8 protein-coding genes are annotated in these 17212 nt (G+C 60.3%); 1 reads left to right on the top strand and 7 read right to left on the bottom strand.

Annotation, left to right across the window (positions count from 1 at the left end):
- Window positions 1-2 precede the first annotated feature (2 nt).
- The 6 genes from MKZ79_RS10595 to MKZ79_RS10570 all read right to left on the bottom strand — a co-directional run bounded on the left by MKZ79_RS10595 (window position 3) and on the right by MKZ79_RS10570 (window position 13329).
- Window positions 3-3095: a multidrug efflux RND transporter permease subunit gene (locus tag MKZ79_RS10595; RefSeq protein WP_336141890.1), complete on the bottom strand. Its 3093-nt coding sequence runs from the start codon at window positions 3093-3095 to the stop codon at window positions 3-5.
- Window positions 3092-6271, bottom strand: a complete 3180-nt coding sequence (locus MKZ79_RS10590; protein ID WP_336141888.1) for an efflux RND transporter permease subunit — start codon at window positions 6269-6271, stop codon at window positions 3092-3094. The genes MKZ79_RS10595 and MKZ79_RS10590 overlap by 4 nt, the downstream gene beginning before the upstream one ends.
- Window positions 6268-7485 (bottom strand): MdtA/MuxA family multidrug efflux RND transporter periplasmic adaptor subunit, encoded by a 1218-nt coding sequence (locus MKZ79_RS10585; protein ID WP_336141883.1) that lies wholly within the window; start codon window positions 7483-7485, stop codon window positions 6268-6270. The genes MKZ79_RS10590 and MKZ79_RS10585 overlap by 4 nt, the downstream gene beginning before the upstream one ends.
- Window positions 7486-7684: 199 nt before the next feature.
- Window positions 7685-9085 (bottom strand): efflux transporter outer membrane subunit, encoded by a 1401-nt coding sequence (locus tag MKZ79_RS10580; RefSeq protein ID WP_336141881.1) that lies wholly within the window; start codon window positions 9083-9085, stop codon window positions 7685-7687.
- Window positions 9085-12195 (bottom strand): efflux RND transporter permease subunit, encoded by a 3111-nt coding sequence (locus MKZ79_RS10575; protein WP_336141879.1) that lies wholly within the window; start codon window positions 12193-12195, stop codon window positions 9085-9087. Before MKZ79_RS10575 ends, MKZ79_RS10580 begins: the two co-directional genes overlap by 1 nt.
- Window positions 12196-12204: 9 nt before the next feature.
- Entirely contained in the window at window positions 12205-13329 is a 1125-nt protein-coding gene (locus tag MKZ79_RS10570) for an efflux RND transporter periplasmic adaptor subunit (protein ID WP_336141878.1), read from the bottom strand.
- A 274-nt stretch (window positions 13330-13603) separates the two neighbouring features.
- Between MKZ79_RS10570 and MKZ79_RS10565 the strand changes: the two genes are divergently transcribed.
- Entirely contained in the window at window positions 13604-14062 is a 459-nt protein-coding gene (locus tag MKZ79_RS10565) for an acyltransferase (RefSeq protein ID WP_336141876.1), read from the top strand.
- A gap of 38 nt (window positions 14063-14100) precedes the next feature.
- Here MKZ79_RS10565 and MKZ79_RS10560 read toward each other — a convergent pair whose 3' ends face one another.
- Window positions 14101-16989, bottom strand: a complete 2889-nt coding sequence (locus MKZ79_RS10560; RefSeq protein ID WP_336141875.1) for an autotransporter domain-containing protein — start codon at window positions 16987-16989, stop codon at window positions 14101-14103.
- Window positions 16990-17212: the final 223 nt, after the last annotated feature.

The following is a 17212-nucleotide window of genomic DNA, read 5'->3' as shown; positions in this document are numbered from 1 at the left end:
CATTAAGCTCTTAAACGCGCCCACTGGCGTTTGGTCGCGCGGCTGGCGCGATCGAGGTAAAGGTAAACCACCGGCGTGGTGAACAGCGTCAGCAGCTGGCTCAGCGCCAGCCCGCCCGCGATAGCCAGGCCCAGCGGGCTGCGCAGATCGGCGTCGCCGCCGCTGCCCAGCGCCAGCGGCAGCGCGCCGAAGAAGGCGGCCAGCGTGGTCATCATAATCGGCCGGAAGCGCATCAGGCAGGCCTGGGTAATTGCCTGCTGCGGCGAGAGACCCTGCTTGCGTTCGGCGGCCAGCGCGAAGTCGATCATCATAATGGCGTTCTTTTTCACGATGCCGATCAGCAGCAGAATGCCGATCAGCGCGATCACCGTCAGCTGCGTGTTGGTCAGCAGCAGCAGCAGTAGCGCGCCAACCCCGGCGGAAGGCAGCGTGGAGAGAATGGTCAGCGGATGAATATAGCTTTCATACAGCATACCGAGCACGATATAGACGGCGGCCAGCGCGGCGAGGATCAGCCAGGGCATAGAAGCGGTAAGATCGCCGAAGGCCTTCGCCGTGCCCTGGAAGCCGGCCTGGATATCGCCCGGCAGCGCGATTTTCGCCATCGCGGTTTTGATCAATGCCGAAGCCTGCTCCAGCGAGACGCCGTCCGCCAGGTTAAAGGCGATGGTGCTGGTAGCGGACTGGCCCTGATGCGCGACCGACAGCGGCGCGTTGGCACCGCTAAAGCTGGCAAAGGCGGAAAGCGGCACCTGGTCGCCGGAATCGTTGACCACGTAAAGCTCGTTAAGCATCTGCGGATCGCGCGTGTAAGCATCCTGCAATGACATCACCACGTGATACTGATTCAGCGTTTTATAGAGCGTGGCGACCTGACGCTGCGCAAAAGCGTTATTAAGCAGCGTATCGATCATATTTACATCCACGCCAAGCCTTGTGGCGCGATCGCGATCGATGTTGATCATCACTTCCTGGCCGCCGGTCTGCGAGTCGGAATCGACGCTGGTCAGCTGCGGGATCGCCTCCAGCGCCGCTTTGACCTTCGGCGTCCAGATGCGCAGCGTTTCCAGATCGTCCGCCTGCAGGCTGTACTGGTAGCTGGCGTTGGCGCTGCGTCCGCCGATATGAATATCCTGCGCCGCCATCAGAAACAGCTCCACGCCCGGAATATTGCGCGTTTTGCCGCTCAGCCGGTTGGCGACCTCCGTGGCGTTGGCGTCGCGCTGGTCGAAATCTTTCAGGTGCACGAAGAAGTTGGCGGTATTACGCGAGCCGAACGCGCCGCTGCCCATTGAGGACATCACGCCGTCCACCGCCGGGTCCTGCTGGATCATTTTGGCGAACGCTTCCATTTTCGGTTTCATCGCCTGGAAAGAGACGTTCTGGTCGGCGCGCAGCATCCCCATCAGCAGGCCGGTATCCTGATTAGGAAAGAAGCCTTTCTGCACTACCGAATAGAGAAACAGGTTCAGGATCACGGTCAGCACCAGGCTGAACAGCGTCAGCCGCTGGTGGCGCATCACCCAGTTCAGCGCGCGGGCATAGGCCGCCAACAGCCGGTTCAGGCCGTTTTCAATCGCCTGATAAAGCGGATGCGGCCTTTTGGTCACCTCGGGTTTGCGCTTCAGCAGCCGCGAGCAGAGCATCGGCGTCAGGCTCAGCGACACCACCATCGAGATAATCAGCGACACGGTCAGCGTGACCGCAAATTCGCGGAACAGGCGGCCAACGATACTGCCCATCAGCAAAATCGGAATAAACACCGCCACCAGCGACAATGTCATTGAGAGCACGGTGAAGCTGACCTCGTTGGCCCCTTTCAGCGCGGCGCGCACCGGACTTAAGCCCTCTTCGATATAGCGCGTGATGTTTTCCAGCACCACTATCGCGTCGTCCACCACAAAGCCGGTGGCGATAATCAGCGCCATCAGCGACAGGTTATCCAGGCTGTAGCCGAGCAGATACATCACCGCACAGGTGCCGATCAGCGAAACCGGCAGCGCCAGCGCGGGAATGGCAACCGCCTGAAGATTGCGCAGGAAGACAAAGACCACGCCAATCACCAGCAGCATGGCGATCAGTAGCGTTTCTTCGGTGTCGTAAAGCGAGGCGCGGATGTTGGGCGAACGGTCAACCACGATCTGTAACGACACGTCGGCGGGCAGATCTTTCTCCAGCGCGGGCAGCTGCGCCTTGATGGCGTCGATGGTTTTCAGCATGTTGGCGCCCGCCTGGCGCGTCACGCCGATCATTACCGACGGCGAACCGTTGTAGTAGCCGACGTTGTACTGATCCTCTACCGAATCGTAAACGGTGGCGACATCGCTAAGCCGGATAGCGCGGCCGTTCTGATAGCTGACCACCAGATCGCGATACTGCTTCGCGCCGTCCAGCTGGCTGTTGCCGTCGATAACCCAGGCGCGATCGCTTCCCTGCAGCATGCCTTTCGGCAGGTTGCTGGTGCTGTTGGCAATCGCGGATCTGACCGTGTCCAGCGAAACGCCCGCGTGGGTCAGCTGCTGCGGCTGTAGATCGATGCGCACGGCGGGAAGCGCGCTGCCCATCAGCGACACGTCGCCGACGCCCTGCACCTGCGCGATCTTCTGATCGATTTTGCTTTCGGCGATATCGTAGAGATCGCCTTTGGAACGGGTCGTCGAGGTCAGCGCCAGCATCACGATCGGCGCGTCGGACGGGTTGGCTTTACGGTAGGTCGGCAGCGACGGCATACTGCTCGGCAGCAAACTGCGCGAAGCGTTGATCGCCGCCTGCACGTCGCGTGCCGCGCCGTTGATGTCGCGGCTCAGCTCAAACTGTAAAATGACATTGGTGGAGCCCTGCGAGCTGCTGGAGGTCATTTCGCTGATGCCCGCAATCTGCCCCAGCGCGCGCTCCAGCGGCGTGGCTACCGTGGCCGCCATCGTTTCGGGACTGGCGCCCGGCAGGCTGGCGGAGACCATGATGGTCGGAAAGTCGACCTGCGGCAGCGGCGCGACCGGCAGCAGCCGATAGCCCAGCGCGCCCAGCAGCAGCAGCGCCAGCGTCAACAGCAGCGTGGTGACCGGCCGAAAAATAAAGAAGCGCGTGATGCTCATCGGGCCGTCCTGCGCAGACGGCGGCGCGCGCGTTCAGCCAGGCGATCGAACCACAGATAGATCACCGGTGTGGAGAACAGCGTCAGCACCTGGCTGAAGATCAGGCCGCCGACGATGACCAGCCCCAGCGGCTGGCGCAGCTCCGCGCCGGAACCGGAGGCCAGCATCAGCGGCAGCGCGCCTAACAGCGCCGCCATCGTGGTCATCAGAATCGGCCGGAAGCGCAGCAGACAGGCCTGGTGAATCGCCTCGCGCGGGCTGAGATGCTGCTTTTTCTCCGCATCGAGCGCAAAGTCGATCATCATAATGGCGTTCTTTTTCACGATGCCGATCAGCAATATCACGCCGATTAACGCGATCAGGCTGAACTCCGTGTTCGCCAGCAGCAGCGTCAGCAGCGCACCGACCGCCGCGGAAGGCAGCGTGGAGAGAATGGTGACCGGATGGATAAAGCTTTCATAAAGAATACCCAGCACCACATACATGGTCAGCAGCGCCGCCAGGATCAGCCACAGCGTGTTGCTGGTGGCGCTCTGGAAAGCGTCGGTTTCGCCCTGATAGCGCAGCGTGATGCTGGAGGGCAGCTGCAGGTTTTGCTGCGTTTCCGCGATAGCCTTCTGCGCCTCTTCCAGCGAGTAGCCGTCGTTGAGGTTGAAGGAAACGGTGACCGCCGGGAACTGGTTTAACCGCATATGCACCAGCGAGCCAATGCGCTGATGGATAGTGGCAACAGAGGTCAGCCTTACCATACCGCTGGTCGACGAAGAAGCGCTGCTATCGTCGGTGGAAGAAGCCGAAGACGAACTGCTGGCCGAAGAAGATGTGTCGCTGTCCGAGGATGTGGAGCCGGAAGCCGCCAGCCAGATATCCTCAAATGAGGCCGGAGACTGCTGATACTGCGGCGCGACTTCCAGCACCACGCGGTACTGGTTCGACTGGGTAAAGATGGTGGAAACCAGCCGCTGGCCGAACGCGTTATAAAGCGCGGTATCCACATCCGCGGCGGTAATGCCGTAGCGCGCTGCCGCATCGCGGTTCAGCTCGACGTAAGCGACCTGGCCCTGATCCTGTAAGTCGCTGACCACGGAGCTGAACTCAGGCCGTTTCTCCAGCGCGGCCACCAGCTTCGGCGACCAGGTCACCAGCTTTTCGCTGTCGGCGTCGTCCAGCGAGAACTGGTAGCGATCTGGCGTGACCCGATCGTTGACCGTTAAGTCCTGCGCGGCCTGCATATAAAGCTGGATGCCCGGCACGTTTCTGGTGGCCTGCTGAAGCTCGGCGATCACCTTATCGGCGCGCTCGTCGCGTTCGTCAAAAGACTTCAGATTAATTTGCAGCCGTCCGCTGTTCAGGCTGGTGTTGTTGCCGTCGATGCCGATGGTGGAAGAGAGGCTCTCTACCGCCGGATTTTTCAGCACGATAGCCGCCAGCTGCTGCTGCCTTTTCGCCATCTCACCAAAGGAAACATCCTGCGAGGCGACGGTGACGCCCTGAATCAGACCGGTATCCTGCGCCGGGAAAAAGCCTTTCGGAATAAACAGGTAAAGCAGCGCGGTCAGCGCCAGCGTCGCCAGCGCCACCAGCAGCGTCAGCCGCTGATGGTTGAGCACGATGGTCAGCAGGCGATCGTAACCAGCCACCAGCTTATCGAAAAACTGGCCGCCTTTGCGGTAGAAGCGGCTCTGCTTCTCCTCGGGAATATGGCGCAGCAGGTAAGCGCAGAGCATCGGCGTGAGCGTCAACGACACCAGCATCGATACCAGGATAGAAACTGCCAGCGTAATGGCGAACTCGCGGAAGAGTCGCCCAACCACGTCGCCCATAAACAGCAGCGGGATCAGCACCGCAATCAGCGAGAAGGTCAGCGAGATAATGGTGAAGCCGATTTGCGCCGAGCCTTTCAGCGCCGCTTCCATCGGCGTTTCGCCCTGCTCCAGCCGCCGCGAGATGTTTTCCACCACCACGATGGCATCGTCAATCACGAAACCGGTGGCGATAGTGAGCGCCATCAGCGACAGGTTGTTGAGGCTGAATCCGGCGAGATACATCACGCCGAAGGTGCCGACCAGCGACAGCGGTACCGCCACGCTGGGGATTAGCGTCGCCGCCACGTTGCGCAGGAACAGGAAAGTGACCATCACTACCAGCGCGATCGACAGCATCAGCTCAAACTGCACGTCGCTGATAGAGGCGCGGATAGTTTGCGTGCGGTCAGAAAGGATCTGCACTTTTACGCCATCCGGCAGCGCGGCCTGCAGCATCGGCAGCTGCTTTTTGATGTTGTCGACTACGGAAATCACGTTGGCGCCCGGCTGGCGCTGCACGCTGATAATAATCGCCGGGCTGCTGTTAGCCCAGGCCGACTGATAACTGTTCTCCGCCGCTTCTTCTATATGGGCGATGTCCTTCAGCCGCAGCGCCGCGCCGTTTTTGTAGGTCAGGATCAGGTTGCCGTATTCGTCGGCGGTGCGCAGCTGATCGTTGGCGTCGATGGTGACCGAATGATATTTGCCGTCGAAGCCGCCTTTCGAGCCGTTGACGTTGCTGTTGCCGATCAGCGTGTTGACGTCTTCCAGCGTCAGCCCGTGCGCCGCCAGCGCTTTCGGGTCCATCTGCACGCGGATAGCGGGCTGATGGCCGCCCGCCAGCGTCACCATGCCGACGCCGGAGATCTGCGACAGCTTCAGCGCCACGCGCGTGTTGATCAGATCCTGCACTTTGATCAGCGGCAGCGTATCGGAGCTGGCCGCCAGGGTGATCACCGCCGTATCCGCCGGGTTGACCTTTTTATAGGTCGGCGGATTGGGCAGATCGGAAGGCAGCAGGCTGTTAGCGGCGTTGATCGCCGCCTGCACTTCCTGCTCCGCCACGTCCAGCGACAGATCCAGCGAGAACTTCAGCGTGATCACCGACGATCCGCCGGAGCTGCTGGAGGCCATCTGGCTTAAGCCCGCCATCTGCCCGAGCTGCCTTTCCAGCGGCGCGGTGACGCCCGAGGCCATCACGTCCGGGCTGGCGCCGGGATAGAGCGTGGTGACCTGAATGGTCGGGTAATCCACCTGCGGCAGCGCGGAGGTGGAAAGAAATTTATAGGCGAAGAGGCCGGAGATCAGCACGCCGATCATCAGCAAAATCGTGGCGACCGGACGCTCGATAAAAATACGGGACGGGTTCATTTCGCTGTCGCTTTGCCGCTGGCGTTCTGCGTCTCTTCTGCCGAAATCACCGAGACTTTGCTGCCGTTGCTCAGCCGGTCAATCCCTACGGTCACGACCTGCTCGCCCGCCTTCACGCCTTCCAGAATCGCCTGCTGCGTGTCGCCCAGCGTCGGCCCGGTTTTCACCGCGCGGCGCGTGACGGTTTTGTCCGCGTTAATCACGTAAACGAAGCTGCCGTCGCTGCTTAGCTGTAGCGCCTGCGCCGGGATTATCGTCGCCTGCTTCAGCGTGCCGGTCTGCAGCCGCATATTGACGAACTGATTGGGATAGAGCGCCTCGTCTTTATTATCGAACAGCGCCTTCAGCTCGACGGAACCGGTGCTGGTGTCGATCTGGTTGCTGATAAATTTCACGCTGCCGCTCGCCAGCTGTGCGTCGCCGTTCTGATCGAAGGCGGTAGCGGGCAGCGTCTGGCCGCTGTGCAGCGCCTTAATCAGCGTCGGAATATTGCTCTGCGGCACGCTGAAGGTGACGGCGGCAGGCTGCATTTGCGTAATAGTCACCAGTCCGGTCGTGCTGCTGCTCTGCACCATGTTGCCTTCGTCCACCAGCCGTAAGCCGACGCGACCGGAAACCGGCGCGGTGATGCGTGCGTATTCGATATTCAGCTTCGCCGAGGCGATCTGCGCCTGGTCAGCCTTAACCGCGCCGCGATACTGCCCGACCGTGGCGATTTGCGTATCGAGATCCTGACGGGAAAGCGAATCCTGCGCATAGAGCTTACGGTAGCGCGCCAGCGTCAGCTCCGCGCTCTGCAGCAACGCCTGATTCTGGCTGAGATCGCCCTGATACTGCGCCAGCGTCGCCTCATAGCTGCGCGGGTCAATCTGCGCCAGCAAATCTCCTGCCTTCACCTGCTGCCCTTCCGTGAAGTAAACCTTCATCAGCTGGCCGTCGACGCGGCTGGTCACGGTGACGGTGGCGTTAGGGATAACCGTGCCCAGCGCGGTGAGATAAACCGGCACGTCGGCGGTAGTGACTTCGCCAGCATGTACCGCCACCGGCCCGGCCATCATCATGCCTGGGCCGCCATGTCCGCCGCCCGGCGGCCCGCCTGCATTTTGCCCCGCGCCGCCGTGCGGCCAGAAGCGCCAGATCAGCAGGGCGGCAAGGATAATCAGAATCGCGATAAGGATTTTTCTTCGGGAGGTTTTTGCTGTTGTCAGGGTCATGAGGCTCAGTCGGATCAAATAAAACAAAGGCGCAGCAGCATGTCGCTACCGCCTGCAAAAAGCCAGGTCACTGTGACCCGGCGTTATTATGAGTGAGCAGGCTGATTAAATTCCATGCTCGTAATGTAAGGTTTCCGTTAAACATTGCCGCTAAAAATCGGGTCGGGCGCGAGCTCATCAGGCCCGCGCGCCCGCGCCGTTACGACTTCCAGCCGCCGCCCAGCGCCTTGTACAGCGTAATTTGCTGATTCAGCTGGCCTAAACGGGTGGTAATTAGCGACTGCTGCGCCGCATAGAGCGACCGCTGCGCCACCAGCACGTTGAGATAGTTGTCCACGCCCTGCTGATAGCGAATATGGGCAAAATCGTAGTTGCGCTGGTTGGCCTGCTCGTCCTGTTCGCGCGCGGTCAGCTCATCCTTATAGGTGTCCTGCCCTGCCAGCGCGTCGCCCACTTCCTTGAACGCGGTCTGGATTGCCTTCTCATAGTCAGCAATTTCAATGCGTTTCTGCAAATGGGCGATATCAAGGTTAGCCGAGTTTTTGCCGCCGTCAAAAATGGGCAGATTGATGCTCGGCCCGAACGACCAGGCCGCGGTGCCGCCCTCCAGCAGATGTCCCAGGCTGCTGGACGTGGAGCCGCCGGAGGCGGTCAGGCTGATGCTCGGGAAGAAGGCCGCGCGCGCCGCGCCGATATTGGCGTTGGCCGCTTTCAGCGTATGTTCGGCGGAAATAATATCCGGGCGGCGCGTCAGCAGATCGGAAGGCAGTCCCGACGGCGTGGCCGGGAAGGCCCAGTTTTTATTCAGCCGCGCGTTTTGCAGCATATCCGCCGGGAGATCCGTACCGACCAGCAGCCTCAGCGCGTTGACGTCCTGACGGACCTGGCGCGTGTAGGAGGCGACGTCAGCCTGCGCGGCGCGCACCGACGTTTCCGCCTGCACCAGATCTTGCTCGCTGCTGACGCCGCCGTCCACGCTGCGTTTGGTCAGGTTGTACGAATCCTGCTGGCTTTTCACCGTTTCCTGCGCGAGCTTCATCAGCTCGTTGTCGGCGCACAGCGAAAGGTAAGCCGACGCGACCTGGGAAATCAGGCTGATTTTTGTGGCCTGTTGCGTCGCCGCCGTCGCCAGATAGCTTTCCAGCGCCTCGTCGCGCAGGCTGCGCAGGCGGCCAAAGAAGTCCAGCTCCCAGGCGCTGACGCCCAGGCTGGTGTTGAACTCGTGATAGGTGACCGGCCCGGTCGAAGCGGTGTTGTAGAGATTGCCCGGCAGATGTGCCGCCGTCTGCGAGCCGCTGGCGCTAATGGAGGGCAGCAGCGCCGCCCGATCGATCTGCACCTGAGAACGCGCCACGTCCACGTTCAGCGCCGCGACGCGCAAATCGCGGTTATTCTCCAGCGCGCTGGCGATAAGCTTATGCATCGTCGGATCGGTGAAAAAGTTCTGCCAGCCGATATCCGCGCCGTTAGCGGCGGTCGCTCCCTGCTGGTCATAGTGAGCCGCTACCGGCAGCGCCGGACGCTGATAGTTGGGCGCCATGGTGCAGCCGCCGAGCAAAAGCGCCGTCGCCAGCGCGGTAAGGGGAAAAAGGTGCCGCATTATTGTTTTACCTCTGTTTTTTTACGGGAAAAGCGCTGTGCGACCACAACGTAGAACATCGGCACAAAGAAGATCGCCAGGAAGGTGGCGGTGATCATGCCGCCGACCACGGCGGTGCCGATAGAGTGCTGGCTGCCCGCGCCCGCGCCGCTGGAAATAGTCAGCGGCAGCACGCCCAGCACGAAGGCCATCGAGGTCATGATGATTGGGCGGATACGCAGTTTGGCCGCTTCCAGCGCCGCTTCGACCAGCCCTTTGCCCTCTTTCTCGTGCAGATCTTTGGCGAACTCCACGATCAGAATGGCGTTTTTCGCCGCCAGGCCGACGGTGGTCAGCAGCCCGACCTGGAAGAAGACGTCGTTTTGCAGGCCGCGCATCAGCACCGCCAGAAGGGTGCCCAGGATACCCAGCGGCACCACCATGATCACCGAGAACGGAATCGACCAGCTTTCATACAGCGCCGCCAGGCACAGGAACACCACCAGGATCGAGATGGCGTAAAGCGCGCTGGTCTGCGAGCCGGAAGTCTGCTCTTCGTACGACAGGCCGTGCCACTGCACCTTAAAGCCCTTCGGCAATTTGGCGGCGATTTCGTTGACCGCTTTCACCGCGTCGCCCGAGCTGTAGCCGCTGGCCGGCGAGCCCATGATTTCCACCGCCGAAACGCCATTAAAACGCTCATAGCGCGGCGAACCGTACTGCCACTCGCCGCTGCCGAAGGCGGAGAACGGCACCATCTCGCCGCTGGTGTTGCGGAAATACCATCTATTGAGATCGGATGGCGTCACGCGCGAACCGGCATTGCCCTGCAGATAGACCTTTTTCACGCGGCCGTTGTAGATAAATTGATTGACGTAGCTGGAGCCCCAGGCCGTCGAAAGCGTGTCGTTGATATCTTCCAGGCTCAGCCCCAGCGCGCGGGCGCGTTCGTCGTCGATAATCAGGTGATACTGCGGCTCGTCCTCCATGCCGTTGGGCCGCGTCGCGCTCAGACGCTTGTCCTGCGCGGCCATTCCTAAGAACTGGTTGCGCGCCGCCATCAGCGCCGCATGGCCCTGGTTGTTGCTGTCCTGCAGGAAGAAGTCGAAACCGGTGGCGTTGCCCAGCTCCATTACCGCTGGCGGCACCAGCGCGAAGACTTTAGCGTCCTTCAGCGTGGCGAAGTGCGCCATAGTGCGTGCGGCAAGCTTCTGCACCGTCTGGTCGCTGTTGCGCTGCGCCCAGGGCTTCAGCAGCACAAAGGACATGGCGGTGTTTTCGCCGCGTCCCGAAAAGCTGAAGCCGTTCGGCGAGAACACCGAGCTGACTTCCGGCTCGTTTTTCAGCAGCCACGCCTGAATCTCATCCAGCACCTGCTGTGTGCGTTCTGCGGAAGCGTTGGCGGGCAGCGTGGTCTGCATCATCATCACGCCCTGATCCTCATCCGGCAGGAACGAGGTCGGCACGCGGGTAAACAGATAACCGGTGGCGACCACCAACAGCAGGTAGATCGCCAGGAACAGGTTGCGTCTGGAGATCACCGCGCCGACGCTGTTGGTGTAGTGCAGCGTGCCCGCATCGAACTTGCGGTTAAACCAGCCCGCCATGCCGCTGGTTTTGTGATCCGCCGAGCCGGGCTTCAGCAGCGTGGCGCAGAGCGCGGGCGTGAAGATCAGCGCCATCAGCACCGACAGCGCCATCGCCGAAACGATGGTAATAGAGAACTGGCGATAGATAACGCCCGTCGAGCCGCTGAAGAAGGCCATCGGCAGCAGCACCGCCGACAGCACCAGCGCGATGCCGAACAGCGCGCCCTGGATCTGCGCCATCGATTTGAGGGTGGCGGCTTTGGGATCCAGTCCTTCTTCGTGCATCACGCGCTCGACGTTTTCCACCACCACAATGGCGTCATCCACCAGCAGGCCTATCGCCAGCACCATGCCGAACATGGTCAGCGTGTTGATGGTGTAGCCGCAGGCGGAGAGAATGCCGAAGGTGCCCAGCAGCACGACCGGCACCACCATAGTGGTAATCAGCGTGGCGCGCAGGTTTTGCAGGAATACCAGCATCACCAGGAATACCAGGCCGATCGCTTCAAACAGCGTTTTCACGACTTCCTCAATCGAAGCGCTGACCACCGGTGAAGTATCGTAAGGAAACTTCACCTCCACGCCGTCCGGCAGGGAAGATTTAACGTTGTCGACCGTGGCGCGCACCGCGTTGATCGCATCCAGCACGTTCGCGCCGCTGGCCAGGCGCAGCGCCATGCCTACGGAGGGCTTGCCGTTATAGGTGGCGGAGATGCTGTAGTCCTGCGGGCCCAAATCGACTTTAGCCACATCTTTCAGGCGAACCTGTGACCCGTCCGCATTCACCTTCAGCAGGATATTTTCAAACTGTGCCACGGACTGAAGACGCGTTTTGCCGATAATGGTCGCGCTGAATTTCGCGCCGGGAATGGTCGGTAAACCGGCCAGCTTGCCGCTGGAGATCTGCACGTTCTGCTGAGTGATGGCGGTGGAAACATCGCTGGGGATCAGCTGATATTTGTAGAGTTTGGCCGGATCCAGCCAGATGCGCATGCCGTATTCGGAGCCCATCACCAGGAAGTCGCCAACGCCTTTGGTGCGTGCCACCTGATCTTCCAGTTTCGAAACCAGCAGATCGGCCAGATCGCCGTTGCTCATCTTGCCGTTGGTGGAGATCAAACTGACCACCAGCATAAAGTTGGCCTGATATTTACGGACGTTGATGCCCTGCTGCGTCACCTCGGTCGGCAGCTGCGACTCGGCCAGCGAGACTTTGTTCTGCACCTGCACCTGAGCGGTATCCGGATCGGTGCCCTGGTTGAAGGTGACGATGATAGTGGCGCTGCCGTCGCTGTTGCTCTGCGATTCGATATAGCGCAGGTTGTCGATGCCGTTCAGCTGCTGTTCAATCACCTGTACCACGGTGTTCTGCGCGGTTTCGGCGCTGGCGCCCGGATAGGTCACCTGAATGGAGATGGCGGGCGGCGCGATGTTCGGATACTGGTTGATCGGCAGCTTGAGGATCGCAAGAAAGCCGACCAGCATCACGATAATCGCCACGACCCAGGCGAAGATCGGGCGCTCGATAAAGAATTTAGACATGGGTTTCCCTTACTGCGCCGAAGGATCGGTTGTGGTCAGATTGGCCTGCGGCGCGGCTTTTGCCTGCGCTTCCGTCGGCTGAACCCTGCTGCCGGATCGCACATCCTGCAGCCCGTCCACCACGACGCGGTCGCTGGCCTTCAGCCCGGAGGTCACCAGCCATTTGTCGCCAATCATCTCGCCGGTCGTAATGCTTTGCTGCGCCACGCTGTTGTCCGCCTGCACCACAAAGACGTAAGGCTTGCCTTTGGTGTCGTGCATGATCGCTTCCTGCGGCGCCAGAATGCCCTGGTCGGCGACGCCCTGCGGGAAGCTGGCATGCACGAACATGCCGGGCAGCAGCACGCGCTGCGGATTAGGAAAAACGGCGCGCAGAGTGACGCTGCCAGTACCCTGATCGACCGTGACTTCCGAGAACTCCAGCCTGCCCTCCTGCTCGTAAGCCGAACCGTCTTCCAGCTTTAGCTTCACCGCTGCAGCGTTGTCGCCTGCCGCCTTCAGCTTGCCTTCCGCCAGCGCGCGGCGCTGACGCAGAAGATCCTGGGAAGATTCGCTGACGTCGACATAAATAGGATCGAGCTGCTGGATGGTGGTGAGATAGCTGCTCTGGCCGTTGGTGACCAGCGCGCCTTCGGTGGAGAGCGAGCGGCCGATATGCCCGGCGATCGGCGCGCGCACTTTGGTGTAGTTAAGATTGACCCGCGCGGTTTCCAGATCGGCCTGCGCTTCCCGCGCGGCGGCAACGGCGTCGTCATAGGTCTGTCCGCTGATGGCGTGCGCGGCGGCCAGCGGCTTATAGCGCTGCGCCAGTTTATTGGCGTTGACCAGCGTCGCTTCGGCCTTGTCGTAAGCTGCCTGATAGCTGGCGGGATCGATCTGATACAGCGGATCGCCCGCCTTGACTTCCGCGCCTTCCTTAAACAGGCGCTTAAGGATAATGCCACTGACCTGCGGACGAACTTCCGCCGTTCGCACGGCCGTGGTGCGGCCCGGCAGTTGGGTAAACAGCGTCACCGGCTCGCTGTGCAGCGTGACGACGCCAACGGAAAGCGGCTTGTCGCTGGTGGGCGCGGCGTGCTGGTCGCAGGCGGCCAGCATCAATATCAGGCTCGCGGAAAGGATCTTCAGGCGCATGGTGGGGTCTCAACAGAGTGAACTGAAATAGTAACGAGAGTGATCATTCTCATAAAAAGAGGCTAATTATAGAGGGGCGGCTGAGTTACCAGTGTTAAGTTTTCGCTAATTTAGTTATCCAAAAGCTTCCAGTTAGCGCCTGACAGGAAAACAGTCTGTGCTGTTGAGGGACACCAGCAGAAAGCAGGCTGACATACTGTTTCCCTGATGCAGAATATCGGTCAGAAGTTGTATGCTCTTTTGTTTATGTCATGACGTCAGCAAAGGAATAACGATGCCAGCAGAAATCCGTGAGAGTAAAATTACCGGCATCAAGGCGGGTAAAGATGTCGTTATCTATCAACCAGCGAATATTTATGGCTGTACGTTAGAGGATGGCGTTTTTGTTGGCCCTTTTGTCGAGATCCAGCGCCATACGGTGGTGGGAGCAGGAACTAAAATTCAGTCGCACTGCTTTATTTGCGAATATGTCACCCTAGGCCGCGACTGTTTTATCGGGCACGGTGTGATTTTCGCTAACGATATGTTTCGCCAGGGCCGTCCCGATCCTGACAGCGACAGCTGGGGGCGCATCACTCTCGGCAATAACGTTTCTGTTGGCAGCGGCGCGAAGATCCTGGCCGTAACTATTTGCGACGGCGCGGTGATTGGCGCCGGCAGCGTGGTTACCCGCGATATTCTGCGCAAGGGCGTTTATGCGGGCAATCCGGCGCGGCTGCTGCGGGAACTGTAGCGCCTGAAAAAAAGCTGGCCCGGAGCCAGCTTTTCAACTCAGAACGCGATATCGACGCCGCCGCGGAAGACCGATTCGTCGCCCTTCTCCGCCACGTGCTTATCCGCCCGCAGGAACAGCCGCGCGTCTCTGGCTTTGCCTACATCCAGCCTTACACCGTACCACTGCGAATCTCTGTCCAGCGTCATGCCCGGAATAGAGAAGCTTTCGCCTTCCGCTCCCGTGCCTGTCCACCTGGCGGTAACATCCAGCGAAGGATTGGTAAAGGCATGCTGATGCTCGCCATATATCGACAGCAGCGACCACCACTGGCCGACATCAATCAGCTGCGAGCTCAGATTCAGTCCGGTCAGGCCTACCGTGCGGCTGTAGCGTTCGCTGTCGCCTTCCAGACCCAGCGCGCCGCCCTTGTCGCTGAAGTCGCCGGTGTAGAGCTGGCTCAGCTTCATGCCGACATAGGGCTGCAGCGTCAGGCGATCGATCGGCGACCAGCGGTAGCCGGTTTTCACCAGCGCCTGCCAGCTGTCGTTGCTCGTCTCTGAAGAGGTTGAGCGCACGCCGTTCAGCAGCATTACGCGATCGAGATCGGTATCGCCATGCTGATAGCTCAGATTGCCCTGCCAGAACCACTCCGGCGTCACGGCATACTGGCCGTAGAGCATCACGCCCTGCAGACTGTTGGTGCTGTTGCCGCCGCTGCCTTCATAGCTGGCGCGGATTTCGCTGTCGGTGACGGCAGCGCCCAGCCTTAAGCCCGGCACGTCGAAGCTGCTGTCCACGCCGATTGCCGTGGTGTTGGTGCGGTAGTGGCTGCCCAGATAGCCATCCTGCTGCAGATCGCCGTGCAGCGTGCCGGTTTCCGCCCATACGCCGTAGTTCTTCTGCCGCTCGGGATCGAGACGGTTGCTCAGCAGCTGGTTCTGATAATCCAGGCTGTTAAAAAGAATCGCGTTGCCGCTGGCGTGCGCCTGGCCGGAAAGCGAGTCCAGCACCGCTTCGGCGGCCGCGCCGCTACCGATCCTCTGGAAAGCGGCCGCATCCTGCAGCAGCTCGCTTTGCTGTGCGGAAAGAGCCGACTGCGTCGAGAGCCTGTCCGCGACCTGCAGCGCTTTTTCAACGTTCGCCGCGCTTTGCAGCGTCGCCGCGCCGCTCAAACCTGCCGCCTGCGCCGCCTGTAAGGTATTTACCCGCTGGAAATGGCCGGTAACACTGTTGGCGCTGTAATCCACCGAGCCTTTCAGGAACACGCCGGTATCGACGCTGGTGAACTGGCCGCTGACGCCCTGACCGCTTTGCAGCAGCGACTCGTTGGTCTGTACGATATAGGTATCAGACGGCAGCGTAACCTGCAGCGCGCCGTTTAGCGTCGCCGGCCCGGCTACCGTCAGCGGCTGCGACAGCGTAATACGCAGCGTGCCGTCGGCGCTTTGCTGGTAGCTGCCAACCACATGCAGCGCGCCGGCGGCAGTCGTCACTACCGTTCCCTGATTGCTCAGGTTGCCGTTAATCCTGCCCGCGCCCGCCAGCACGCCGCTGCCGGTCACGCGCACATCGCTGGCGACGCTGCCGTCGATGTAAAGCGTGTTGCTTTTAACCTGAGTCGCACCGGCATAGGTGTTATTACCGGTAAGCCGCAGCACGCCGCCCGCATTGCTGGTGCCGCTGACGATCAAACCGCCATCGCCGCTGATATCATTGGCGAAAACGTAGTCGCCGTAGGTCAGCGCAGCGGTGAAATCGTCGCCGTAGAACATGCCCGGCCCTTTCAGCGCCTTATCAACATTGACGTTGCCCCAGCCGAAAGTGCTGTTATAAGGACGGCCATTCGCGGTGTCGGCGCTGACTCCCGCCACGGCATCGCTGTGATAATCCGCCGTGGTCAGCAAAGTTTGCTGAAAGTTATAACCGGTCATCCACGGGAACTGCGCCGAGACTCTGGAAGCGGCACCGGTTACGCGCGGCGCGGCGAAAGAGGTGCCGTATTTACGGGCCAGCGTACCGTTATCCTGCAGATAGTCGGCATAGCCCGGCGCCGCCAGGCACCACGCGGCCGCATCGCCACAGGCATCGAAAACAAACAGCTCCGGCGGACGACTTCCCTGCGCCACCGTATAGCCAGGCACATAGCCGGTAACGGCGATCAGCCCTTTTTGCAGGCTGGCGTCATTGTAAATCAACGGGATCTGGGCGTTTGGCGAAGGCGTTGAGGTGCCGTTGTTGCCGGTTACTACCACACCCAGCGCATCGGCATTGACGATGCTGCTTAAACTGTCGCGCAGCAGATCGTAACGCCCGCTTGTCCGGGCGCTTTGCTGCTGCGCCACGGTCGATAAACGCTCGCTGGAAGCGTAAGACATGTTAATTATTTTTACGCCGTTATTGAGTAGCCCGTTGATGGCTTTATTCGTATCCGAGTAATAAAACTGGTTATTACTGGAAGCCTGCGCTATCCACAATTCGCTGTCCGGCGCAACGCCGCCAGCGAAGGCGCCGCTGGCGATCCCGGCCGCAGTCAATGCCACCAGGGTACCGTGTCCGGCCTGCCCCATATTATCGTTCAGGCTTTGGCTGCCGCCGGATAAATAGGAGGCAAAATGCACGTTGTCGTAATTGATGTCAGAACGACCGGAGGCCAGCCCTGAGTCGACAATGCCCACTTTGACTTTGCCGTAAGTCACTACCGGCGAAACCGGCGTCGGCGCTGAATCCGTGTTCGGCGTCAAATCGGTGATGGACGTGGTTTCTTTGGTTGGCGTTGGTTCAACAACGGGTGTCGGCGTTGGCGTTGGCGTTGCGTTCAGCGTTTCGTTGCTTCCGCCGCCGCCACCGCCGCCGCATCCTGTAAGCAACAGCGTACTGATTAAAACAGCCAGTAATGACAGCTGAGAAGGCGCGGACAAGGTCGGTGTGATTCTGGTAATTTGCACGGATATCCTCTTTGATCGCCATTGCAGAAGGTAGAGCTATCCATGCTTGAATTTATACAGTTTAGATCCCAACTGGAGAGATAACAGATATTGATAGTTTAAAAGATCAAGGCTTTTCCAATTATGAGAAAAGCTGATGCTTTGATGGGCTATTCGGTGATTAAGGTTGTGCGACGGGAAGGGAAAAAAGGCGTAAAAAAACCCACGCCTTAGCGTGGGCTGG

This window comes from Erwinia sp. CGal63, assembly GCF_037026505.1.
GTDB lineage: Bacteria > Pseudomonadota > Gammaproteobacteria > Enterobacterales > Enterobacteriaceae > Erwinia.
Note: the sequence above shows the minus strand (reverse complement) of the source record. Positions and strands in the feature narration are given on the sequence as shown.